The sequence below is a fragment of the Pseudoflavitalea rhizosphaerae genome (genome assembly GCF_003991355.1).
In the GTDB taxonomy this organism is placed as follows: domain Bacteria; phylum Bacteroidota; class Bacteroidia; order Chitinophagales; family Chitinophagaceae; genus Pseudobacter; species Pseudobacter rhizosphaerae.
Map to the genome: position 1 here is coordinate 60,089 of NZ_RCSU01000010.1, position 24,389 is coordinate 84,477.

The window sequence follows — 24,389 nt, forward strand, 5'->3', positions numbered from 1 at the left end:
ATGGCAACGAAAGATGTTTCCGATCCGGATACAACAGTTTCTCTGGCCACAGCACAGATGCCGGATCTGAACTTTAAACATATCATTGAGTTGACTGATCTCACAGGCATTATCCAACATGCTGTATTTACCACCCCAAACAGAAAAGAAGGGTATTGCATAGATGATAATTCACGCGCATTGCTGTTGACAGTCTGGGCATGCAAAAGCAGCAGGAATCAGTTGGCTGCTGAATTAATGCCGGTCTATCTCAGCTTCATCCATTACATGCAGACGAAGGATGGATATTTCCAGAATTTTCTTACATACGACAAGAACAAACCGGAGATACGCGGATCCGAAGATTCTTACGGAAGAACGTTGATGGCCCTGGGTTTTCTGATCAATGATGGCACCTCCCCCCTTCAGGTTAAAACAGGACAGGAAATTTTTGCAAAAGCCTACCCCCACGTTAATTCTCTTACTTCATTACGAGGCATCGCCAATTCAATCGTTGGCATTTGTCAGTTCATAAAATATCATTTTCCGGACGATCTTAAAAGAAACATGGTGATCAATCTGGCAGACAAGATGGTGAGGATGTATAAAGTGAATAAAAATGATTCCTGGCACTGGTTTGAGCCCATTCTCACTTATGATAATGCAATGCTGCCTCTGGCTTTGCTGAATGCATACGAGATTACGATGCATGAAGAATATCTCTCCATCGCTTTTGAATCACTTCAGTTTCTGGAATCCAAAGTATTCTGCAATAATGTTTTTCGTCCGGTGGGTAATCAGGGCTGGTGCAAAAAGGGGTGTCCGCCTGCACAATTCGATCAGCAACCCATTGATGCGATGGCAATGATCCTGTGTTATCAACAGGCTTTCAGATTAACGCGTGAATCCAAATACCTTAACCTCATGTATTCAAGCTACAGGTGGTTTTTAGGAGATAATGATCTGGGACATTCATTATACGATCCAACTACAGGGGGATGCACAGATGGCCTGCACAGTGAAGGCATCAATTTAAATCAGGGTGCCGAAAGTACATTGGCATTCTGGATATCTCACATGGTTGTTTCAGCAGCTTTATCCGAATGAAAGTAGCCATCCTCTCCCCCATCACATGGAGAACACCACCGGTAAGATACGGCCCTTGGGAACAGGTTGCTTCGGTTCTGACGGAGTCATTGGTAAAGATGGGAATAGATGTTACATTATTTGCCACCGGAGATTCAATAACGGGAGCCAAACTGCAATCAGTTTGCCAGAAGCCATTGGGCGACTATCCGGGTGACGCAAAGGTTTGGGAGTGCCTGCACATCTCCAACCTCATTGAGCAGGCATCAGAATTTGATATCATACACAATCATTTTGATTTTCTGCCCCTGACCTATTCAAGACTGATCCAAACTCCACTTCTTACAACTATACATGGGTTCTCTTCCGATCAGATTATCCCGGTATACAGAAAATATAACGGGCATGCATTGTTTGTTTCTGTCAGCAATAGTAACAGACATCCTGATCTGACTTACCTGGACACAGTTTATAATGGAATCAACGAACAACAGTTTCATTTTGGTGATGGAACCGGAGAGTACCTGTTGTTTTTCGGACGAATTCACCCGCATAAAGGAGCACACGAAGCTATTCAAATTGCCATTCAATCAAAAAACAGATTACTACTTTGCGGGTTAATCCAGGATGAAAATTATTTTAAGACCAGGATTCTTCCTTATCTGGATAACACATACATTATCTATAAAGGGAATGTAGATCCGATACAACGAAACGATCTGCTGGGAAATGCAAAAGCCCTCCTTCATCCTATCAGCTTTGATGAACCTTTCGGGCTTAGCGTAGCGGAAGCGATGATGTGTGGAACTCCGGTAATTGCATTTGAAAGAGGTTCTATGAATGAGCTGATCATACATAATAAAACAGGGTACCTGGTGCACACTATCGAAGAGGCAGTTGCTGCTGTAGGCAAACTAAAGAATATCAGCAGAGAGGCGTGCAGAACATATGCCCTTGCCAACTTCAGCAGCGAGGTTATGGCAAAGCATTATTTGAAGCTGTACGAAAGGTCAACGCGAAGATCTGGATCAATAAAAGATTATTGATCTTTCTGCATAATTGAATCGAGCAAATCATCCAGGTGAACAGTGATAAAAGCAGTTTTGTAATCTGAAATGGCATAAGGTATAAACAAATTGCCATTATGGATGATCGCTCCGCAAGTATATACGGCATTGGGAACATATCCGTGCCGTTCATCTGCATCAGGTACCAATAATGGTTCTTGCAGGCGTCCTAATTCCTTTGAAGGATCATTCAGGTCAAACAAACTGGCCCCCAGACAATACTTTCGCATAGGGCCTACGCCATGAGTAATAACCAGCCATCCTCTGTCAGTTTCCAGCGGAGAGCCACCATTACCAATCTGAATAAATTCCCATGAATAGGCAGGTTGCTGCAATAAATCTGCTTTTTCCCAGAGATAAAGATCTTCAGAAAACATTAGATAATTATTGATGCCATCAATTCGGGACAGCATTGCATATACTCCATTGATCTTTCTGGGAAATAATGCAAGGTTCTTGTTGACAGCTGCTTTCCCGTGAAGTGGAGAAAACTTGAAATGAAGAAAATCTTTCGTTTCAATTAAGTGAGGTAAGATGAAAGTTCCATCGTACGCAGTATAGGTTGCAATATATCTGGAGGTTCCATCATCTTCGGTGAACTTCACAAATCTGGCATCTTCAATGCCATTCTTTTCAGTGAAGGTTACAGGAAAAATAACACGCTCGGAGATCTTTGAGTCAGGCAGAAAATGTATCTCATAGCTGGTATTTATCATACTGAGGATATCATACTTCAATTTATTCCTGCCTGTTCCGGGTTTTAGTTGTTGCAGGGCTGTTCTTAAGATTGATTCGATAGACTTATAAGAAAATGTGTCCTTCAGTTGACTCAATATTTCCTGCTGGATAACAACAGGTAAGATCGTTTGAGACAACAGGCTTTCAAAATCAGATTTGTTGTTCAGCCTTTTTTGAGTAATCCGCCCCTCGTACATAAGGTTTCCGGATGGTTCAATATGGATCATACTGTCTTTGTCCAGTTTTCCCCTTTTGAATACCAACGATGAGATATGCCCCTCCCCTGTAGCCCTGAAACTAATGATTACTTTTTTTTCACCAGTTTCAGTGCCTGACTGATCAGGATCCTCCACAATTGATGGATTAAAAAGAGCAGCATGTTGAAGAGAATATTCCATTGTAAAGTAAGCGCCGATAAGCAACTTTTGTTCCGGGGTTATCTTCAGTTCTGCTTCAGGCGATAATAACCGGCTTACCAAACTGAAATGTTTCTCGAAAACTGTCAGGAGCTCCTTGTGATATTGGGAAAATTCATGAACGATCTGACTGAGTAAACTCTTCGCAGCCTCATGATGCATTTGGAGTACCCTGTTTATCAGGAGTAGTGATCGTTCATTGCCGGGATTAAAATACCTGGTGATCACCTTTCGGTCATCTGGTGTCAGCTGCAAGTTTATTTTGTTGATCGTAAGGCTCATATCGCAGATTCAAATAAAAAATTACTTCCAAGTCAGTTTTCGATCTCAGAAAATGATTTTGATAGCGGTTGCAGTTTCAGGCAGCAAAACAATTCCTTTGATCTTCTTCCCTTACATTAAATGACAGGTCTGACGCGTAAATATTCATTTTACAATTTTAGAACGAAATCTGAGAAAGGCAAGAAGTATAGGAATTAAATGCAGATGCTGGCAGATAAATGGCGATACTGATGCAAGGCTCAAATGAATTCATTGAAGTTAACCCTGATTATCAAGCCTGCCAATAATAATTTGCAGCCATTGTGGGCTTAATCGCTAATAACAGTGTATCCGGCTGATCAGATACATGTTAGCTACCACAAATATTATCCGACCATTTCAATAACTTTCCATGTAATGTCCGGTCTGAATCCAGAATCATTTCAATCTTCCTATTCTCTTCAATCCAAAAAATTGCAGACTATACTACAAAGATTATGCTTGCAATACCGGAGATTGTATTTGGTGTGTTTTATATTGTTGTTCGTGTTATTTACGGGATTTCGCCGGAAGGTGCTTGTCCGATAACCAGTCCACGGTAAAGTTCTTACCTTTGAAGTGCTAATTAGCACAAATCAAACGAAACATTACTTGAGCAACGATACCCTTCAGAAAATTTCCTGGTTCAGGGACAACCAGATAGCTGGCACTACAATACCTGAGCGGTTCACTTTTCCATTTTATTATGACCCGCATCCATTGGCAAAGATCGCAGTGGCTGAACTACAGCATTACCTGGAAACACAAACGGACCTAGACCATAATTTTGGACTAAGCCCGGAAAAAGAAGGTCTTGTTATCGGTAAAATGTTTGGCATCCTCGTAGTACAGGATGCAGCAGGCAAACTGGGATATCTTTCAGCATTTTCGGGCAAACTGGCTAATTCCAATGAACACCCGAAATTCGTTCCTCCTGTATTTGACATGCTGGTCGAAAACAGTTTTTTCCTTAAAGAGATAGAGATCATCAGCGCCGTTAACGACAGAATTACTACTATCTGTTCGAATGAAGACTACCAGACTTCAAAAGAAGAATTCGAAAAATTATCATATCAGTCCGAACAGGAAATATCATCCTTTAAAGCTCAATTAAAAGAGAACAAAGCCAGGCGTGATCAGAATCGTATAAATAACAGAAGCAGCCTGAATAAACAAGACTTCGATCTTGCTGAAGCAGCTCTGATCGGGGAAAGCCTGTTTGATAAACGGCAGCTCAGAGACCTTACCAACAAATGGAAACCATTACTGGAAGAAAAGCAGGCAAGACTGGCACAAATCGAAGAAGAAATCGAATTGCTGAAAAATGAACGCAAGGAAAGATCAGCCGCTTTGCAACAACAGCTTTTTGAACAATATTCATTCCTGAATAAAAACGGAAAAAGAAAAAGCCTGCAAGATATTTTCAGGCAGACGCCATTTGGCAAACCACCTTCAGCAGCCGGCGAATGCGCTACCCCAAAACTGCTTCAGTTCGCTTTTGAGAACGGCTATAAGCCTATTGCAATGGCTGAGTTCTGGTGGGGCGCATCCCCTGTTTCAGAGATCAGAAAACACAAGCATTTCTATCCGGCCTGCACGGGAAAATGCAAACCCATTCTGGCACATATGCTGGAAGGAATTCCTGTTGACGAAAACCCTTTCTTACGAAACACAGATGGCATCTATGACCTCGAAATAGTTTTTGAAGACGACAGTCTTGCAGTAGTGAACAAGCCAGCAGGACTACGCTCTGTTCCCGGCGTTGATATCGAAGACTCAGTTTATTCCAGGCTGAAAAATATCTGGAAAAAAACTGAACCGCTAATGGTCCACCGGCTGGATATGGACACTTCGGGGCTCCTGGTAATTGCAAAAAACCAACAGGCGCATAAACATCTCCAAAGGCAATTCCTGCAACGTACTGTCAGCAAAAGATACAGGGCATTACTTTCCAAAGTGATCCATCAGTCAGAAGGAGAGATCGATCTTCCGCTTAGCGCTGACTTCTTTAACCGGCCAAGACAACTGGTTTGTTTTGAAACCGGCAAGAAAAGTGTTACGAAATGGAAATTGATAAAAAGATACAAGTCAACAACCAAAGTCGACTTTTGGCCACTTACCGGAAGAACACACCAGTTACGGATGCATTCAGCCCATGAGCTGGGGCTAAATGCCCCCATTGTAGGTGATGATCTTTACGGTACAGCATCTGAAAGAATGTGTCTGCATGCAGCTTCAATCGAATTTACACATCCCAAAACAAAAGAAAAGATCAGCTTCCAGGTGGAAGAAACTTTTTGATTATCTATTCGTCAGGATTGATTACCCGATTCTTCTTTGGGCTCCCAAAATTGCCGGTAAAAAATATTTTGAAGAAAGACCGCCTAGAACGTAGGCGGCGTCGGGCTCAGATCGGAATCCAGGAAATCAGTTACCATCGGGAGCCACCATTCTGTATGCAGCATCATTCCAATATGCGTAGTCCCGGGAATGATCGCCAGCCTCGACCCCGGTAATCCATGTATATCTCCCATCTTACCACCTCCTTTTGCACGAAACAGATCTAGAGCATGCTCGTACCGGACACCATCGGCATCGCCGATGGCCATGAAAACAGGAGCCTGTATATTCTTTACTTCCTTAGACCAATCATAAGGTTCAAGATCGGGACTCATCACTTTCTTTATATAGTCCCCGAAACGCGCCGGATCATTACCAAGACTATCATACTGTTTTTGTATCGGTGTTCCTTTGAACATATCTGCATTGATAGTAGCAAAACTGGCTTCTACATCCGGCCACCATCCATCATGCGCGTAGGTGCCGGACAATATCACCAGCCTGCGTAATTGTTGCGGATGACGCAGCGCAAACTGAAAAGCAACACCACCTCCCATGCTGTAGCCGAGTACGTCTGCGCTGTCTGTTTTGAGATGCTTCAGCAATGCAGATACATCATCTGCCATGTTTTCATAACTGAATTTCCGGGGAATATCTTTCGTGCGGCCATGACCCTGCATTTCGGCGACTATCACTTTCCTGTTTTTCGATAAAACAGGAATGATACCCGACCAGTTCATTGGAATGTTCATGAAAGAACCGTGCAACAATACAATGGGCTTTCCCTTTCCATATACTTCATAATACAGCTTCAAACCATTCACATCTGCATAGCCCGATTCATCCGGCTTAATGTTCCTGACAGTATCTTTTTCTACTTGTGCATTAGTTTCCTTTTGTTCATTATTTGAAGACGATTGGCATGATACCATTACTGCCATTACAATAGCGAACAGGGAAATATTGATCGAATACTTTTTCATTACAGGGTCTTTTTGTTTCGATACGAAGCTCGTCAACAATATCGACCTGGCTGCTGTGTATGTGCGGCAATCTTAGGGCAAATTGCGGCAGGCAGGCATTTGCCCTGCTAATCTGCAATACTTGAAGAAGACGTGATCATCTTATCTGCATATTTCCAGGACTCTTCAAATGCTGCGCGAGCCTTTTGCGCCTCGTTGTTCTTTGCCTGCATGTTCAATGCATTGTACAATCCGATCAGCGCCCATCCATTCTTTTTCCAGACCCGCAGGTCCTGGTTGTAAACTTTTTCAGCTTCATTGTATTTTCCAGCCTTCAGCAACAATGCACCAAGATGGTGTCTCACAGAGAAGAACCAATCCGGTGGCTCATTGTAATTGAGCTTGTCTTCAAGAGCAACAGCTTCTTTCAGCAGTGCAATGGATTGATCTGTCTTTTTTTCCTGATGGGCTATACCGGCTGCCAATACTTTCAACGCGATCTGCGCCAGGTCTGCCGTGGTGTTGATACTCCACACAGTGAGGTCTCTCAGGGTAGTATCCGCCGCCAACACTTTTACACTATCCATTTCTTTTTTTGCAGCTGACAGATCATGTTTTCCCAAATATGCCATTCCTTTCGCATAATGCCAGATTACACGGGGATATACAAGATCAACGGGAGGAGAAGGAAGGGCCAGGACTGTATCCCATAACGACAGTTTCACTGCAGTATATAATGGAATAGTATAATAATGTTGAAGGGTGCCCCAGCCGGGCATACGCATTATTTCTTCTGAAGTATGATGCTGCAATTGCCTGGCTGTACCCCATGCCAATGCTGAATTGCCTTCCAGCGTGGCAGTAGCCACCAGGAAATGATAATTATGCGGATAATACGCTAATGGATAAGCGCCCTGGGCATGACAGGTGGTTGTATAAATGCTGTCTACTTTTACAGCTTCGATATTGGAGAGTGTACCCAGATGATAATCACCGGTATTGATATAAATATGCGAAGGCATATGCACCAGGTGCCCTGAGCCCCGCACCAACGTATCCAGTAACCTCGAACTGGGCAAAGCTTTTTCAGGAGTGGCGGATGCTTCCAGCGCATGTATATAAAAATGATGCGCCCCGGGGTGCTTTGGATTGATCTTCATCAGATGCTCCAATACGCTCAAAAGCTCTGGCGTCCATGCTTTGGGCTTCTTTGTATCTTTTTCATACAAATCCCAGGGGTGAATGTCCATCATTGATTCGGCATACAAAGCGCCAATATCCGGGTCGTTGGGAAATTGTGTGTACACTTTATTCATGGCTGCTGCATAAGCAATATCCAGTTCGATCCGGCTGGCAGGAGGTTGAGCAACATACCGGGCAGACAATGCATCTATAAGCGCTACTTCCTTCGGCGTACAGGATCTTGAAAGAGACTTCGCTTTCATGGCAGCTTCATATGCGCGCTGAAAATTATCTTCTTCCATTCCTGCATTGTAATTGGGGCCTAACACGTATGCAAATCCCCAGTATGCCATTGCACAGTTGGAATCCAGTCGGGCGGCCTCAAAGAAAGATCTGGCTGCTTCAGCATGATTAAAACCATAAGCAAGCATCATTCCCTGATTGAAATAATCCTGCACTTCTTTGGAAGCAGTTGAAATCTTGAAATCGATTCCCTCCAGGCCTTTCAGCAGGGGAGCTTTCTTTCCTGAAGTATACCAGGCTTTGTCTGTTGTTTGGGGTTTATAGCATCCTACAACCGGGGAATCATTGCCTGCCGGCTGAGGCCATTTTGTTCCATCGCCATTGTTGCAGGCAAAAAGGAGAAAAGTAGAAAGATAGAATAAGCAGCTGTGTTTCATAATTGATAATTTACGAACCTGAAAGGAATCCGTTGTAACTGCCTGGCATACTTTTCATCTTCTCAAACAGGAGGAATACCTGCACATGGAGGTTTGTCAGGCATGGAATAATCGGGAACAATTTCCTCCCTGTGAATATTGCCCCATTGTTCCATGGCATCGAGTACCGGCAATATACTTTCACCTAAACGAGTCAGGGAATATTCCACTTTCAAAGGCAGGCCTGAATAAACAGTCTTAGTGACAACTCCATAATCCTCCAGTTCCTTCAATGCCATATTGATCACTCTTGGATTTGCCTGATCAACGGTCCGGTGCAATTCGCTCGGGCGCCTTATGCCCCTGTGAATATATTCAATGATCAGTGATTTCCATTTTCCACCCAGCACCTTCATGGCTATGCTGATGCCACACTCATAGTTCTCTGGTATCTTTTTCTCGTACATCGTTGCATAATTTTATTTGTAAGCATTAGCAATCATCAATCATGGTTGCTGCTCTTCTATTTTTCCATGATAAGGAAGATACATCGGCAAGGCCGCAGATCCGTACCATTCCAGTATTTCGGCATCCAATACTTTTTCTTTGACGGCAGGGTCCGTATCCAGTAATGCTTTTGCTTCTTCCACTGTGCCAACGTTCAGGATGAAAATCCCCCGGAAGGATTTGTCATTCTTTTTGAAAGGGCCAGCCACCACCAGCTTCCCTTCCTTCGCCAGTTTTCCTATATTTTCCATATGACCACGAAACAGGAGATTCAGTTTATCTTTATCGGTAGTGGTATTGCTGCCTGTTTTCAATATTACAAAAATGTAACTCTTCATTCCATATTTATCGGCCCCAAGAGAATCGGCCAGCCCCTTATTGTACACTTTTCCGGATTCCTGCGCGGATACAAACATACCAGCACTGAACAACAGGATAGTAAACAGAAAATTCTTCATAAAGTTGTTTTTGGTAAAGAAAGAAGAAAACGAGAATATGCAGGCAACTGCATTCTACTAAGTTAAGCAATTCAGTGATGTATAAATCCCTGTCCACAGGGCATTTCACAACAATAGAAAAGGCGGAATCTGTCTGCATTTCCATCTTTTCTGAATTGCTCCAAACCGGCTTTGCGCTCTGTAATGAAGGAAGAACCTTTCTCCTGCAACCATCCTGCAATTCATCATATGGGTCTGAATTCCCATAAATGGTACTTACCTCCCTCCGGTACCGGGCCAAACCTCATTTCTTTATCGGTAGATGTAATGAAAGCATTCAGGAAATTGCCATTTTGATTTCTTATCACCCAGTAACCTGATGGTGTTGCTTCGATGCTGTACTGATCAGTACCATCAGTGGGCAAACTGATGATGGGTGTATGATCTTTTACTGATGGATGAGGTTGAAAGAAAAGATCATTGAAGCCGCTGAGAAGTATATTGTATTTTTTCCCTTTAGAAACCAGTTTCCATTTTTGTGTTCCATCTTTATTGAAATCCTGTAAGAATACATACTGTCCGGAAGAAGACATGGCAGGCGTAATCGCATACCCTGTTTCAACATTCACGATGTAATACGTTCCTGCAGGCAGCTTCTTTTCTGTTTTCGGGGATTTATTGCTGTTTTGCGCAAGAACGGATGAGGCGGTCAAACAGAAACCCGCGATCACTCCCAGGCGGATTACACTGCGATAGAGTAATGTAAACATTGGCGTTGTTTTCGCCAAAATTGGGAAGCTGGGAAAAATCTGTAAAAATAGAATGAGCCATTCACGGGAATGAATGAGCAACCGGATGCTATTCTTCTTCCCGGGCGCCCACCCATTGATTGAGATCATCAACAGGGTTGGGCAATCTGCCTGCCGGCCATTCCTGCAATTCATCGGGCGAAAATTCTGCATGATCGCATTCAATCACCCAACTGAGGAATTCCTGTGGACCTCTATTGAGATATGGCAGGGATCTTTGTCAGAATTCTTTCAACGCTGTAAAACGATCTTTCATTTCCACAATCCCGCTTCCCGGATTTTCATTACATTAGCTGAAATCGGTAGCCATGACTTTATTAGCGATCTTACTGCCCTGGCTCAGCTTCATCTTGAGGGGAAGGATACTTACTGGCATCCTCTGCCTGATCCTCCAGATCACACTGATCGGCTGGATCCCGGCCGCCATTTGGGCCGTGATCTCTTTACAAAACGCAAGGGAAGATAAAAGAACAAGAAGAATTGAAAGGGCCATCAGAGAAAGTAACCGCAGGTAAATAAAAGAGGCGGCATACATGGTGCCACCTCCTGAAAGAACGAAACAATCAATATTTATTTTCCGGAAAGCCTGTCAGAAATTCCTTTCAGGTAAGCAGCAGCTTCCTGCTTCAATTGCCCTACCAGAGCCGATTTCGGCTCATCATCCCCTTTCACGCGTATTGTGATCCGCAATTCAGATCCGCCCTCCTCTTTATTCGATACATAAAATGCCATTACTCCTTCATAGATGCCTGCCGGCAAAGGATCAGCCAGTTTCAGTACGATCATTTTGTATTCAGGCTGATATTGCGAAACAAGGTCCTTTCTTTCCTTACCATCGGCAAATTTCACAATACGGGTTTGATTCGGATGCTCACCCATTACCGTTACGGCCTGAACATACCCATTGCTGATCTCGTTCCATTTTCCTGTTTCCTTGATCTGGTCCCATACTGGTACCGACTTCACGCTGAACACTACTGCCGTATCCACATCCCAATGCGATTTCTGTGCGGCTGTCATTTGAGCGTTTACCTTAACGCCAGTGAACAATAACATCATTAAGAATATCCTGTACATAATTCCTGAATTTTGTTTTTACATATTGGTCATGGGAATGGCCTTCATCGGGCCAGCCGGCTTTTTCTCTTCCTGTGCCGGAGCAGGAACTTTCTTACCAAAAAGCTCGGCAAGTTTCTTTTCTATTTCACTACCTCCTCCGGGGTCGAAACCTACTTCGCTGGCGATGATGGTGCCATCAGGGCCAATCAGGAATGTAGAAGGAACGCCCGTTACAGCAAAACGGCTCTGGGAAATATTTTTATTGTCCAGCGACTGCTTCCAAGGATTGTTCTCTTCTTTTACAGCTTTAAGCCATGCCGCTTTGTCTTCATCGATTGAAACACTGTAAATCTCAAACGACTGGTCCCTGTAAGCTGCATACACTTCGCGCATACGCGGAAATGATTTTCGGCAGGGCACACACCAGCTTGCCCAGAAATCTATCAGTATATATTTCCCTTTCAACTGGTCCAGTGAAAAATCCTTTCCGGTGGGATCAGGCAATACAAAGTTGGCCACCTTCTTACCGATCGCGGAATTCTTCAGCCCTTCGATATGATCTGCAAACTTCTGCGCAGCGTCAGTCTTCTTCATCCTCGCAGACAGCATGCCCAGCAGTTTTTCCTTTTTTTCGATAGTTGAAACCTGACGGCCTGCGCCCGACAATACAAATGCAGCCGCATAGGAGTTCGGATGGTCCTTCAGCAGTTTCTCAATTAATGGAATCATGTACAAATCCTGCAGTGAATCCCTGCTTTGTTGAAATGTAGTGTAGTCATCATCTTTTTCATTTTTCCTGTACCAGTTATCTCCATAAAGCTTAGCCAGACCCATACTTATATTTCTTTGTGCCGCACTGCTCTCCAGCTCAAACCGGCGGTAGATCACTGCAGCTTCGGGTCCTTTTACTTCAGATGATTGAGCCAGGCCTTTACCTGCATCAGAGTTTACATAGTAAGTGCCGGGACCTGCAATCAGAATACCGAAGGGTTGGTACATCATTCCTCCATGCCTGAGATATTCAGGGAAAAGGCTTCTGAAAGTTGGTTGTTCAAATGGAAAACTGAAACTGTATTCTCCGTTTTGGATCACAGCAGAATCATTGCCCATGCGTGTGTAGAGGTAGATTTTATTGTATCCTTTCAGGTCGCCTGTGAGCTTACCTTTGATGGTAACCATATTCTTTCCGGACTGCGCATACGAAAACAATCCGCAGGAAATGGCCGCCAGGCAGAAAAATAATTGCTTCATTGTCTGAATATTGATGGACACTGAAGATAGCTGGTAACAAAACAGCGGTTTCACCCAAAGGACCAACTGCAAAAAGCAGTTGACCAACCAGGCATTCATGCCGATTTGAGAAAGATCATTTTTTTAGCTAAGTTGCCATTGATGCGGTACATTTTTCTTCTATTTTCCTGCATATCATTTGTGCGCGCCCAGGCTCAATCCGATCCCTGGACCGGGGTCTGGAAGATGAACCTGAAACGCACCGGTCAGTCAGACCTGCAATTTCAGATACATATCGGAAAACCGGAACAAGGCCTGCTCTACCCTGCCGTGATCACGATACAGGACCGCGTTTTTACCGGTGTATATGAAATGTTGCTGGTTCGTAAAAGTGAGTACCAACTTGGCATTGGCCGATCCAAATATCCCATAAAGGAAACGCCTTTCAAACTCGGTATCTGGCTCTGGTACCTGAATGGCACACTGGATATGAAAGACAATCAAATCAGCGTAAATCGCCTTTTCATAGACCAGGCCGATTTCTGGATGCGTGGATTATATGACGATGATGAGATCTTCGTAGTACCGAAAGTAATGATCCGCGATTTCCTGTACCGCAACAAGATCACTCTCACCAGATCAACCAACAAAGCATTTCCTGATTCCAGCGCCGGAAGGATACTCCATCCGGAGATCAGCAAACTGTATTTCGGAATTTACGACAGGATTGAATCGACACAAGACAATATCACAATCAGGCTCGCCGACAATGAACGGTACGACAAAGACACGGTAACACTCCTGCATAACGGAAGAGCCATCTTTACCAAAGAACAGATCACAGATGCAAACCGGGTTCAGAACCTGCGCCTGGACAGTGGTCGTAACCTTTTTCTATTCTTTGCTTACAATTACGGTAATATACAGCCGAATACCGGCAATCTTCAAACTACTATCGATGGTAAAGATTATGAATTCTCGTTCGGCAACCGGTTCAACGCATATGCCACTTTTATTGTGGCTGATATCTACCATCATCCTTCACAGGAACCTGCGCGGGATACTATGGTCAATAAGAGGATTACCACACCCATCGCCAGCTTCACCGTGAATACAGCAGACATCATTCTCGAACTGAGAGATACTGAAATACAGGATGGCGACAGCATTTCTCTTCGCTTCAACGGCAAATGGATTGCGAAGGGTTTTCCGGTAAAAAAAACAATACAGGAAATACCTGTCAAATTGCACAAAGGAGAAAACAGGTTACTTTTTGTGGCTGATAATCTCGGTTCCATTCCTCCCAATACAGCAGAGCTGCGCATCAGGTATGGGAACGAAGTGAGGTCGCTTGCGTTGAGTACAGACCTGGCAAAGAACAATGAGATCATATTGATGCTTGAATAACCCATCAGTCCAGTATTGCTCTCAGTATTCCATCATTGAATAATTCTGCAATGCCAGGCCGCGCTTTAATGGAAACCCCGCAGATCGGGGCTATAATTCAAAACCAGCCTGGACCTTACTGGTCAGATATGGATAGAACATAGTGAGGAAAATTTCGCTGTAATGATTGATCGCTTTCTTCCCTTTGAAATTGTTCAGTAGTTCATTGTTAGACAACCAGAAATCGATCACGATGAAAGCCTGCTTTTCTCGTTTTTATATCACTGACCACCTTGTCCGTGGTTACGGCAATAACAGTGGTGCTGTGATCAGGCGGCTCTTCGATCCTTTGTTCAGCAGTTATATCTTAATTTGGCTGGTAGTGCACGGTCTTCGCAAATCAGGGATGATCATTCCGGTATTCAATGATCATCTGACCGATGTCCTTGCTGTACCCGCCATCGCGCACCTGACCGTCACCGTTATCCGGACCTATATCGCAAAGACCCAGCCTTACAGTTATCCATTTGGATATGTACTTATCATTGCAGTATACCTGTCTGTTGTGTTTGAATGGCTGATGCCGAAGTTTTCGCCGGTGTATACGGGGGATCCGGGGGATATACTAGCCTATGGCTGCGGGGTATTATTCTATTATTTCGTACATGGGAAAATGAAAACCGGCAAAAAAGAAAAAAGGTCCATACCAATTACTGATCCGGCAAGCGCTCTCCTTCGCTGAGTTTCCGTAACAACTGCAAAGCTGTATTCCAGTAAAAATTAAAGTGCCTGAAGATCACATCCTCTGTAAAATTAGTTTGTGTGAAAACCAATGTGGTTGTGCCTTCAGCAAACATCAGCCTGAAAGTGATCAGAGAATAATTCTCAGGAACGTCCTCATGTTGTGAGAGCGAGCTCCAGTAATTGTACTTGAGGACCGAGGATGGATCATTTTGAAGGATAATGCCTTTGTTCTCATAAGGAATGCCATGCAGGTTCCCTCTGATCACAATGGCACTACCCGTTTTAAAATCAGAAATGATGTCCATTTCTGCGTCTGTCATCCACCGCTTCATGATAGCAGGTGTGGTAAGCGCTTCCCAAACCCGGGAAGCCGGCGCATTTATGTTAATGGTTTTATTAATGATCATCCCATAATTTACACCAATTACCTGAGATTGATCAAAGAAACTGTATGCGCCTCCCAGGTTGCAGGCACTTCAAGTTTGTTGATCAGCCGCTCCAAGACTTTTTGCGGTACAACAGCTTCCCTGTTCCTGTTCTGTGCCGTCAACAACTGGTAAGGTACTTCCAGGTAAACGATCCTTACCGAAGCACGATAGGTCATGAACAATTCGATCAATTGCTCACGCATTTGCCTGGTGGTATTGGTGGCGTTCCACACAAATCCTTCACCGCGTCTCAACAGCACTTTCGCTCTTTCCTTTGCCTCCTGGATCACGCGCCCGTTGGCCATTTGATCATCTGCTGCTACTTTCCATTCTTCCCGTATTCCATCCAGCGAGATCACAGGTAAGTCAGATAAGTTTTTCCTGATAAAACTATCTTTTCCAGCACCTGGCAGCCCACTCATCAGTATCACTTCAAATGCCGGATTTTCATAAGGAACATAATCAACCGGCGCATCATCGGTTTGCAGGTAACGCATCCTGGCATGCGGATTCTCAAAGAATCTTTCTGTTCCCCAACATCGATGTTCCTTGCAGAATTCCTCAAAACAATCGATCCTGTACAACAACTCTTCCTTGTCTTCGCATACCCTTCCCAGTATGTCTGCCCTTGCGAGGATTGCCAGCCATTCGGTATTTACTTCATAAGCTGCCCTGATCAGGGTTTTTAGCGGGTCCGTCCGCTCCAGCACCCAGAGAGGCAGACCATGATAACGCACCAGGCCAACTATCTGCTCCCTCACCGCAAGAGGCGTTACACGGTCCCTGTACAAGATCAATCTCGCAGTTTGCGCCCCTTTCCTTGCATGCCCCGGAGAACTGATCCTCCCCTGTTCATCCGTAACCGTGGTACTTCTTTTTTCCAAATCATGCAACAAAGCGGCAGTCCGGATGATTTCCTGTGTTTGTTCAGACAATGAATTGAATGCCGGCATCCCTTCCAGTTCCGATAGTACCATCTGCGTATGTACAGCCACGTTACCTTCTGCATGATACAGCGGATCCTGTGGAGTCTGCGCCATATCCTTCACCCAATCGAATTGTTGCTCGAGGAATGACCAATCTCTGTTTTCAGTGAAAGTCCACATATTTACCTCCTTCCTGATTTAGTTTCGCCCGCTTCCAGTTACGGGTCCAATGCTGATCTGTTTTTACATGCCCTTTTCGTACATACTTGAATACATTATCCGCAAAAGCTTCTGTTGGGTAACCATTCCAGTTACGGGTTACAACACCTTCCATCGTAACCGGAAATCCTTCATTTGCATCATGCGGCTGAAATGTCCCGCTTCCGGATGCAATTGACAGCAACTCCTTCTCAAAGTCTTTGCGGACAGCATCAGGTTTAGTTACCGCTATCTCTGGTACCACCGGAAGGTCCAGTAATGCTGCATAGAATTTCGTTTCCTCCCAGCCAAGCCATTGGTCACGGTCGCGGATAGCAAACACGTAAAAATGATGATCGATATTTTTGTACTCGATAGAATGAATAGCATACAGGTTTTCCAGGAAAACCTCCATCGTTCCCAATTCATTCCTGATCCTTTGCCAGAAAATACGGAGCGTCTCTGTCCAGGGAGATGTAGTTGGCGCCGCATGAGAGCGGGCGAATACACCGTACCTCGACAAACAATTATTTTCTCCGTCCAGTTTTTCTGTATGTACAATCTGTTGCATTGGCTGCAACAGCTGCCAGTAGTCATATTGAATACGGTCGTCGCTTTCAGTACCCGGAGAAAACGGGTAATGATAAGTCCGGCCATATTTCTGAGAAATAGCCATGATAATCAATTAAAATAATGGAAAAAAGATTCCTGCTCTCGTGGGAATGGGAGTATTTACATGAGATATGTCAAAAGCATTACATGGCTCAATTCTTTGCAGGTTTTGAATGAGATGCGAAGATAGGAAATTTCCATGTGGCTGTCCACAATTCCACTAAGCTTGCGTACAACTACTGAACATTACTTCAAAGTGAGACTGTAATTTCAATAACGGTAAAGCAACTCCTAAACCTTAAACCTTTTGTATGTTGACGCAAGACCTGAAGGAGCGCGCAGCAGAGCTGCAACAGAGATTCCGGGCAGACCCTCTGGTATCATCGTACATACAGGAGTTTCTTGATTTTCTTCCCAATTGCGAATATGAACTGATCAGGTTCATGGTGGCAAAAAATGTTTGGCAGGGTTTCATTCCATCACCACCTGCCAATTACAAACCCAACGAGGGCACTGTGGATCTTGGCCTGGCCCTTTATTGGTTGAACAATCCCTCTCAAATTAATTTTTCCATGTTCAGCGCTGAGGAAGAAGCTGAAGCATGGCTTCTCATACTTGCATTGGATGGATTGCTGCAGTCTTCTCAAATGACGCAACCCAATGCAGACTTCTTCAAAACAAATGAACTCATCTATACAGACGGCAGCGTACTGAGTGAGGAGAAATGGGCCACCTTCGATCAGGGATGGCTGGTAGCCGTGCTCAATATGTTGCAATCGATCCGCCACAATCTTTGGTATCATGGAGAACAGTTACCTGATAAAGCTCCTACTGTGATCAGATTGACAGGCGCTACACCCGGCCTAATCAAAATAGCAGTGTTGGGCGATTGCGGTACGGGCGACTATACATTGCAACGCATTATGCAGAGTATCGTAAAAGAAAATCCGGATTATATCATACATGTAGGTGATGTATATTATGCAGGCACACCGCTGTCCAATAGTCCGAACGGGAATTATTTCTTTTTTCCCGGTGAAGAAGTTGGCTGCCTGAATAATTTCTGGCCGCCGCAATACAGGGGCCGCTCCTTTACCCTTAATTCCAACCACGAAATGTACAGCGGCGCCATCGGTTATTTCAATGACGCACTCGATGCCGCCAATGGAGGAGCCAGGTCCCTGTTCAGTGCACAACAAGGTTCCAGTTATTTTTTCCTGCAATGTGGTGATTGGACGCTTGCCTGCCTTGACACAGCTTATCAATCATCCGTTACCAATGCGTTCATGAATGGTAGCATCGGGCTTCCATCAGATGTGCAGACCAAAGCCATTCAACAGTTGCGCCTCAACCCTTACAGAACAATTCTCTTCACGCATCATAATGGATTTGAAGCAGACTGTTCTGATGTATCACCACTCTGGGACCAGGTACGGACTGCATTCGGTTCCGATCCTTATGCATGGTATTGGGGACATGTACATAATGGAATAGTGTACAACAAGCCCATTCATATTCCCATCGCCTCACCCAAACTCAGCACGCAAACCTGGGCAAGATGCCTGGGTCATGCTGCGTTACCTTATGGTGATGCCGCCAACCTGATCAACAAACAGATCACCTGGAGGTCAACCAACAGGAAGCCGAACTCCAAAGAGTTGTACAATGGCTGGGCCATGCTCAATTTTACTTTGAACAACAATACTGTCACTCAGATACAGGAATCATTTTACGATCTCTCACAAAACGCTCCTGTATTCCGGCAAATAATATTCTCCAGGTAAGCACAAACAGGACCGGTATCATATCGGCATGAGAACCGGTCCATTTTTCATCTTCCATGGCCAAAGAAGAAAAAGATCAGAGCCGGACTTTCCTGTGATTAAGGCCGGCCATTTGCACAAGCTTTACGCAAAATGCTCTGACAGCACGGGAACTTCCTGGTACTGATCACACTGGATGTATCTATCAAACGTTTCCGGTACAATTGCAACAAAAAGTCAACAGACAGTAACCTGGGATCAGGAATTTCGCATGAGCAGAAAGGTTTGTTCATAAGGAGCAGTATCAGACCACTTTCAATAAACAGGACTGCTATTTTTTCCCGGATTGCCCCTTACATTTGATTTACAATCCTGTGTATGGTAAATGTCAGAAGAAGTTCCCAACTCAATGAGGTGATACATTGGGCAACAACTCAACCCAATATCCGCGTTGTGCTCCTCACCAGCTCTCTCGCCAACCCTGGTGCTCCGGTTGATCCATTCAGCGACCTGGACATCGACCTGGTAGTGGATAATTATGAAGAATTCTTACAAGACGATAGCTGGATCAGCAATTTCGGCTCCATCATTACCACCATTGTTGAAGGTGAAGAACCTTTTGATGGACGCTGTTCCAGCCGGATGGTGCTGTATGAAGATTATTTGAAGATCGACTTTCTCATCTTTTCTGTGAACAGGTTCCGGGAAGAAGTGGCGAAATTGCCGCTGCATGAAGACTGGGATATTGGTTACAAAGTGCTGGTGGATAAAGATGGGCTTACCGCCAATATGCCGCAACCTTCTCACACAGCTTTCAAGATCCAAAAACCCGATGAGGAAAAATTCCTCTGGGTACTCAACAACTACTGGTGGGATATGACCTATGTTGCCAAATGCCTGGCGCGCGATGAACTTTACTATGCCAAATTCATGTCTGAGCAGATCATGCGATTTGAGCACCAGCAGGTCTTACTGGAATGGTATATCGGATCACAGCATAACTGGAATGTAACCACGAACAAGTATGGCAGGTTGTTCAAGAAATACCTGGACCCAGCTATGTGGGAACGTGCCACAGCTACCTTTGCGGGCGCTGATATAGAAAATAACTGGCGGGCGCTTTTTGCTTATGTGGAACTGGGTCGTGAGATCGGCAAGCATTTGGCAACTCATTTAGGTTACAGGTATCCTAAGGAACTTGACGAGAAGATCACCGGTTATTTGTTATATGTAAGGGCGGGCGAAATGAAATAATACAAAAAAATTATCCTGTAATCCATTTATCAACATCCATACTATTACCATAATTACATCGTTAAATAGGTCGCATTGAATTTCATTTTTATTCATAACCCTATACCGATGTTCTCTTTTCTCAAAAAATCAAAAGCCAATACTGTTCCGGCCTGGGCAGCTTCCTTTTTTTCAATGGATGAGTACACCTGCTTCATGAATACACTGGAGTCAATGTTACAAAGCAGAAATCTCAATTACAGCATCGGTGAAGGAGTGGTTTATCTTAATGGTAGCGATATAATATTTGAACAACTGGGATTACTCAACCTGGCGCAGACCTGCAAGATCTCCCATCCCGCCAATTGGGAAAACCTGATCAACACGCACTTTCATGAAATGCAGCAAAGTGCAGATTTCAACAAACTGTTTGAAGAGAGATCGAAAGATTATGAATATGCAAAGGATTTCCTAACCATCCGTTTGTTCAACCAGGATGTGGTGGGGAAAGGGCTTAAAGACATGGTGGTGAGGCAGGATTTTTGCGGAGACGCTTTCACGATGCTTTCCTTCGACCTTCCGCAAAGCGTGATCAATGTGAAACCAGATCAGATAGAGCAATGGAACAGATCAGCAGAAGAGTTGTTTGAAACAGGAAAGCAGAATGTAGAAAAGAAATACAATTTCGATTTTTCCCGCGAAACCATCCATGATTTCGATATCTGGTTCATCCAGGATGAACATCATTTCGTTCCAAATTTCGTTTTTTCCATGAAAAAGTACCCGGCCCTCAACGGCGAGTATGGGTCACTGATAGGAGTTCCGCACCGGCATGCGGCCATGATCTATCCGATTGAAACCATGGAAACCATTTCAGCAGTGAACAGCTTACCATTTATCATTTCCGGCATGTTCAGGGAAGGCCCGGGCTCCGTCAGTAATTGCCTGTTCTGGTACTGCAATGGTAAGTTCCAATCCATCCCCTATGAGATAGGAGAAAACAAGATCACATTGAAGCCTACTGTGGAGTTCATTCAAATGGTGGAAAAGCTGCCTGCCAGAGATAACTGATCCTGCCAATCTTCTAAAAACTGAGTCTGTTTTAATCCGGTTTTTGATCGGAGCTTTGTTCCGGACATCACTATTAAAACAGCAGGTTTATGAAAATCATCAACAGTACGATGGCAGACATCGATACCATCTATGAACTCTATGATCAGGCCACTGCTTATCAAAAACTTCATACAACCCGCTACTGGCTGGGCTTTGACCGTACCCTGGTAGAAGAAGAGATCACTGCAATGAGGCAATGGAAATTAGTAATAGAAGAAGTCATCGCCTGTGTGTTTGTAACCGGGTTCAGTGATCCGCATATTTGGAAAGAAAAAGATACAGATCCTGCCGTTTACCTGCATCGCATTGCCACACATCCTGCTTTTCGGGGCCAGGGACTGGTAAAAAAAATCGTTGAATGGGCCAGGCAGTACGCCACCGGAAATGGAAAAAAATTCATCCGGATGGATACGGGTAGTGGCAATGAAAAACTCAACAATTATTATATCAGTTGTGGTTTCAATTATCTAGGAACAACAGGCATTCACCCGGATGCGGACCTGCCATTACACTACAAAAAGGGAGATTACAGTTTATTTGAAATGGAATTATAGACTCACCAGAATTTCCACCAGGGCTTTTTCGATGGGAGGAAGATCTCCTCTTCTTCCAAAGCGATAAAAATAGAATCGCTTTGGCCGGTTTTGGGATCCCTGTCCCTGTCCGCGATCCAGGTGAGGAACGCCGTGCTGGCATCGCCTATCTCGATAATCCGGTCTTTATGCGTCATTACACCCAGGCCAAATTCCCTGTCCCAGGTGCAGCCGAATTCATATCCCACATAAGCAATATCGTCTTTGCCCACATTGAGTAAATGAACTGCAGAGAGACCGATGAGCTTTTTGAATTGTTGTATTTCGTTCACATCGGGCATTAGTGCGGCGGCGAGTTTCTCACTGTAGCAGTACATATCCTGCAATCGCCTGTATTCTTTCAATAGCGCCATCAATATCCGTTCCTGTATTTCGTGCTGATGTTTCAGCAGGTACTGGTAAGCGTTAATATGGATAGGCTGAATTGCGGGATGGCCGCTGATCATATCTCCACCTAGTGTGATCCTTGCATGCCCACCGGAAGGATGCGGATCACCGGGAATGCCGGAAGCCTCCGTCCTGCTATGAAAGCCGCTCCAGCAGGGTAAGGTAATAGGCCCTTCCAGGTTCTTGATCGCGTACTTACCTGATCCTACCGTAAACACTTCAAGGCCGGGGATGCTATCTGGGAGCGTAAACATCAAACAGTTTTAGGGTATTTTGGTCTACCCTAAAATACAAAGAAAGATGGAGGATTGCAAGTGGAAAACAGGAATCAGTTGTTCTGTCTTCTTACATATTTAGTGAGGATCACAATCAATTGATTTTCCACCCTGCCTTCGATCTGTTCTGTATTATCCGGCACCAGCCTGATATTACGCACTACTGTACCCATTTTTGCATTGATGGTGGAACCTTTGACATCGAGTGATTTTACCAGCACAACAGAGTCCCCGTTCTGAAGAGTATGTCCGTTGGCATCTTTGTGCAGGTCAACACTGCCATCGTTCTCGTGATCTCCGGTGGCTTTAGCCCAGGCCAGTTGTTCTTCGCTGAGGTACATCATATCGATATTCTCGGCTGCCCAGCTTTCATTGCGGAGGCGGTTGAGCATGCGCCAGGTGACCACCTGTACTGCGGGCACTTCGCTCCACATGGATGTGCTGAGCACAGACCAGTGTTTGCTGTCGAGCTCTTCTTTCTTTTCCAACTGCATCCTGCATTTCTCACAGACAAGAATGGTATCATCGATAGTACCGTCAGAGGAGGGCGGAATTTCATAAGGTTTGAGATCGTTTGCTGATCCGCAGAGCTCGCAAACTTTGCCACTTCTGGCCTCCAGTAAATCAAGCAATTTCATACATAGCTGTTTTGAATGGCGGCGAAGGTAATATTTTCAGATCAGATGAGGCGGGTTGTCTTTTTTTCCACTACCATCCTGTATCGCTCCATATCGATCTCATTCTCTGATTTGGCAATTACAACTGTAGCAATGGTATTACCGATGATGTTCACGATGGCGCGGCCTTCACTCATGAAACGGTCAACTCCAAAGAGCAGGGCCAATCCTTCAAGCGGTATCACTTTCATGGCAGTGAGCGTACTTGCCAGTACGATAAAACCGCTGCCGGTTACGCCTGCTGCGCCTTTGCTGGTGAGCAGGAGGATACCGAGAATGGTCAGTTGCTGCCCGAGACTAAGCGGTATATTGAATGCCTGTGCCAGGAAAATAGTGGCCATACTCAAATAGATGGTGGTGCCATCGAGATTGAAACTGTAACCTGTGGGTATCACCAGCCCTACCACTTCTTTCTCGCAGCCGGCGGCTGTCAGCTTCTGCATGATGCTGGGGAGCGCAGCTTCACTGCTGCTGGCGCCCAGAACAATCAGCAGTTCTTCCTTGATATAACCAAGCAGTTTCCAGAGATTGATCTTATAATAAATACAAACGAGGTTCAAAACAACAAAAATGAACAGGAATCCGGTGAGATAAAATGTGAGCAGCAGCTTGCCCAGTGCGATGATGGTGCCAAATCCATATTTACCGATGGTAAAGGCCATACCACCAAAAGCCGCGATGGGACTCAGTTTCATCACTATCTTCAGGATATTGAACAATACCTGGTTGATCTTCTCGAATGTGCCGGTGAGGCTATGTCCTTTTTCACCCAGCATTTTCAGGCCAACGCCAAAAAGGATACTGAAGAACAGTACCTGGAGGATATCGCCGGTGGAAAAGGCTTCCACCACATTATGAGGAACGATATGAGAAAAGAATTTACCCCAGTCCATATGCTGGGATTCAGATACATATTCCGCAACTTTAGCCTTACTGGCGTCTGAAGCAGTGTTTACAGCCACATTGGCTCCGGGTTTCACGAGATTGGCCGTAACCAGTCCGATCACCAGAGCAAGCGTGGTAACGACCTCGAAATAGATGAATGCCTTCAATCCTACCCTGCCCACTTTTTTCATATCGCCCGCGCCTGCAATGCCCAACACGATGGTAAAAAAGATCACAGGAGCAATCACCATCTTGATCATGTTGATGAAAGTCTCGCTGATGAGTTTTGCAGTTTCGTTGAAGCCGGGGAATTGCCATCCGGCGATGATGCCCAGGATGATACCGATGATCACCTGAACATAAAGACTTTTCAAATATTTCATGTCAGTTGGTTTGGG

At 44.6% G+C, this 24,389-nt stretch carries 25 protein-coding genes; 10 read left to right on the forward strand and 15 right to left on the reverse strand.

What is annotated here, in order from left to right; all coding sequences use genetic code 11:
• Complete coding sequence (locus tag D9Y29_RS17435; RefSeq protein ID WP_127130553.1) at nucleotides 1–1,086, forward strand: glycosyltransferase; 1,086 nt, start codon at nucleotides 1–3, stop codon at nucleotides 1,084–1,086.
• Nucleotides 1,083–2,111, forward strand: a complete 1,029-nt coding sequence (locus D9Y29_RS17440; RefSeq protein WP_127130555.1) for a glycosyltransferase family 4 protein — start codon at nucleotides 1,083–1,085, stop codon at nucleotides 2,109–2,111. The genes D9Y29_RS17435 and D9Y29_RS17440 overlap by 4 nt, the downstream gene beginning before the upstream one ends.
• Here D9Y29_RS17440 and D9Y29_RS17445 read toward each other — a convergent pair.
• Entirely contained in the window at nucleotides 2,105–3,541 is a 1,437-nt protein-coding gene (locus D9Y29_RS17445) for a glycoside hydrolase family 130 protein (RefSeq protein WP_241237967.1), read from the reverse strand. The two genes, D9Y29_RS17440 and D9Y29_RS17445, sit on opposite strands and share 7 nt — an antisense overlap.
• A 657-nt stretch (nucleotides 3,542–4,198) precedes the next feature.
• On the opposite strand from D9Y29_RS17445, the gene D9Y29_RS17450 reads away from it, so the two are divergent.
• Nucleotides 4,199–5,887 (forward strand): RluA family pseudouridine synthase, encoded by a 1,689-nt coding sequence (locus D9Y29_RS17450; protein ID WP_127130559.1) that lies wholly within the window; start codon nucleotides 4,199–4,201, stop codon nucleotides 5,885–5,887.
• A gap of 83 nt (nucleotides 5,888–5,970) precedes the next feature.
• On the opposite strand, the gene D9Y29_RS17455 is transcribed toward D9Y29_RS17450, so the two are convergent.
• The 5 genes from D9Y29_RS17455 to D9Y29_RS17475 form a co-directional block, all read right to left on the reverse strand.
• Nucleotides 5,971–6,909: an alpha/beta fold hydrolase gene (locus tag D9Y29_RS17455; protein ID WP_127130561.1), complete on the reverse strand. Its 939-nt coding sequence runs from the start codon at nucleotides 6,907–6,909 to the stop codon at nucleotides 5,971–5,973.
• 107 nt (nucleotides 6,910–7,016) lie between these two features.
• Complete coding sequence (locus D9Y29_RS17460; protein WP_127130563.1) at nucleotides 7,017–8,750, reverse strand: tetratricopeptide repeat protein; 1,734 nt, start codon at nucleotides 8,748–8,750, stop codon at nucleotides 7,017–7,019.
• Nucleotides 8,751–8,812: 62 nt separating this feature from the next.
• The gene (locus tag D9Y29_RS17465; RefSeq protein WP_127130565.1) at nucleotides 8,813–9,196 is read right to left on the reverse strand and encodes a winged helix-turn-helix transcriptional regulator; all 384 of its coding nucleotides are present in this window, start codon (nucleotides 9,194–9,196) and stop codon (nucleotides 8,813–8,815) included.
• A gap of 39 nt (nucleotides 9,197–9,235) precedes the next feature.
• Nucleotides 9,236–9,694: a YciI family protein gene (locus D9Y29_RS17470; RefSeq protein ID WP_127130567.1), complete on the reverse strand. Its 459-nt coding sequence runs from the start codon at nucleotides 9,692–9,694 to the stop codon at nucleotides 9,236–9,238.
• 224 nt (nucleotides 9,695–9,918) lie between these two features.
• A complete protein-coding gene (locus tag D9Y29_RS17475; RefSeq protein ID WP_127130569.1) occupies nucleotides 9,919–10,443 on the reverse strand; it encodes an RICIN domain-containing protein in 525 nt (174 codons plus the stop codon).
• Nucleotides 10,444–10,790: 347 nt separating this feature from the next.
• On the opposite strand from D9Y29_RS17475, the gene D9Y29_RS17480 reads away from it, so the two are divergent.
• On the forward strand, nucleotides 10,791–10,997 hold the full coding sequence (locus D9Y29_RS17480) for a YqaE/Pmp3 family membrane protein (protein ID WP_127130571.1): 207 nt from the start codon (nucleotides 10,791–10,793) through the stop codon (nucleotides 10,995–10,997).
• Between the two features lie 55 nt (nucleotides 10,998–11,052).
• Here the strand turns inward: D9Y29_RS17480 and D9Y29_RS17485 are convergent, their stop codons facing one another.
• Nucleotides 11,053–11,559 (reverse strand): hypothetical protein, encoded by a 507-nt coding sequence (locus D9Y29_RS17485; protein WP_127130573.1) that lies wholly within the window; start codon nucleotides 11,557–11,559, stop codon nucleotides 11,053–11,055.
• Between the two features lie 18 nt (nucleotides 11,560–11,577).
• A complete protein-coding gene (locus D9Y29_RS17490; RefSeq protein WP_164735454.1) occupies nucleotides 11,578–12,792 on the reverse strand; it encodes a TlpA disulfide reductase family protein in 1,215 nt (404 codons plus the stop codon).
• Between the two features lie 141 nt (nucleotides 12,793–12,933).
• Here D9Y29_RS17490 and D9Y29_RS17495 point away from each other — a divergent pair, with 141 nt between their 5' ends.
• Complete coding sequence (locus tag D9Y29_RS17495; protein ID WP_127130577.1) at nucleotides 12,934–14,178, forward strand: hypothetical protein; 1,245 nt, start codon at nucleotides 12,934–12,936, stop codon at nucleotides 14,176–14,178.
• Between the two features lie 90 nt (nucleotides 14,179–14,268).
• Here D9Y29_RS17495 and D9Y29_RS26560 read toward each other — a convergent pair whose 3' ends face one another.
• Entirely contained in the window at nucleotides 14,269–14,409 is a 141-nt protein-coding gene (locus tag D9Y29_RS26560) for a hypothetical protein (protein WP_164735455.1), read from the reverse strand.
• A 1-nt stretch (nucleotide 14,410) separates the two neighbouring features.
• Between D9Y29_RS26560 and D9Y29_RS17500 the strand changes: the two genes are divergently transcribed.
• Nucleotides 14,411–14,899: a hypothetical protein gene (locus D9Y29_RS17500; protein WP_127130579.1), complete on the forward strand. Its 489-nt coding sequence runs from the start codon at nucleotides 14,411–14,413 to the stop codon at nucleotides 14,897–14,899.
• On the opposite strand, the gene D9Y29_RS17505 is transcribed toward D9Y29_RS17500, so the two are convergent.
• From D9Y29_RS17505 to D9Y29_RS17515, 3 genes are read right to left on the reverse strand one after another with little or no spacing between them, the layout of a single operon-like run.
• Nucleotides 14,868–15,308, reverse strand: coding sequence for an SRPBCC family protein (locus D9Y29_RS17505; protein WP_127130581.1), 441 nt, complete (start codon nucleotides 15,306–15,308; stop codon nucleotides 14,868–14,870). The genes D9Y29_RS17500 and D9Y29_RS17505 overlap by 32 nt on opposite strands.
• 17 nt (nucleotides 15,309–15,325) lie before the next feature.
• Entirely contained in the window at nucleotides 15,326–16,435 is a 1,110-nt protein-coding gene (locus tag D9Y29_RS17510) for an AAA family ATPase (RefSeq protein ID WP_127130583.1), read from the reverse strand.
• On the reverse strand, nucleotides 16,419–17,129 hold the full coding sequence (locus D9Y29_RS17515) for an RNA ligase family protein (protein WP_127130585.1): 711 nt from the start codon (nucleotides 17,127–17,129) through the stop codon (nucleotides 16,419–16,421). The genes D9Y29_RS17510 and D9Y29_RS17515 overlap by 17 nt, the downstream gene beginning before the upstream one ends.
• A 247-nt stretch (nucleotides 17,130–17,376) precedes the next feature.
• Between D9Y29_RS17515 and D9Y29_RS17520 the strand changes: the two genes are divergently transcribed.
• The 4 genes from D9Y29_RS17520 to D9Y29_RS17535 all read left to right on the forward strand — a co-directional run bounded on the left by D9Y29_RS17520 (nucleotide 17,377) and on the right by D9Y29_RS17535 (nucleotide 21,728).
• Nucleotides 17,377–18,849, forward strand: a complete 1,473-nt coding sequence (locus tag D9Y29_RS17520; RefSeq protein ID WP_127130587.1) for a metallophosphoesterase family protein — start codon at nucleotides 17,377–17,379, stop codon at nucleotides 18,847–18,849.
• A gap of 357 nt (nucleotides 18,850–19,206) precedes the next feature.
• Complete coding sequence (locus D9Y29_RS17525; protein ID WP_127130589.1) at nucleotides 19,207–20,082, forward strand: aminoglycoside 6-adenylyltransferase; 876 nt, start codon at nucleotides 19,207–19,209, stop codon at nucleotides 20,080–20,082.
• 108 nt (nucleotides 20,083–20,190) lie between these two features.
• Nucleotides 20,191–21,132, forward strand: a complete 942-nt coding sequence (locus D9Y29_RS17530; RefSeq protein WP_127130591.1) for a DUF1444 domain-containing protein — start codon at nucleotides 20,191–20,193, stop codon at nucleotides 21,130–21,132.
• An 89-nt stretch (nucleotides 21,133–21,221) separates the two neighbouring features.
• Entirely contained in the window at nucleotides 21,222–21,728 is a 507-nt protein-coding gene (locus D9Y29_RS17535; RefSeq protein WP_127130593.1) for a GNAT family N-acetyltransferase, read from the forward strand.
• Nucleotides 21,729–21,730: 2 nt separating this feature from the next.
• On the opposite strand, the gene D9Y29_RS17540 is transcribed toward D9Y29_RS17535, so the two are convergent.
• The 3 genes from D9Y29_RS17540 to dctA form a co-directional block, all read right to left on the reverse strand.
• Nucleotides 21,731–22,408, reverse strand: a complete 678-nt coding sequence (locus D9Y29_RS17540) for a DUF6985 domain-containing protein (protein WP_127130595.1) — start codon at nucleotides 22,406–22,408, stop codon at nucleotides 21,731–21,733.
• Between the two features lie 74 nt (nucleotides 22,409–22,482).
• On the reverse strand, nucleotides 22,483–23,067 hold the full coding sequence (locus tag D9Y29_RS17545; RefSeq protein ID WP_127130597.1) for a PhnA domain-containing protein: 585 nt from the start codon (nucleotides 23,065–23,067) through the stop codon (nucleotides 22,483–22,485).
• 41 nt (nucleotides 23,068–23,108) lie between these two features.
• Nucleotides 23,109–24,374, reverse strand: coding sequence for a C4-dicarboxylate transporter DctA (gene dctA, locus D9Y29_RS17550; protein ID WP_127130600.1), 1,266 nt, complete (start codon nucleotides 24,372–24,374; stop codon nucleotides 23,109–23,111).
• Between the last annotated feature and the right edge of the window lie 15 nt (nucleotides 24,375–24,389).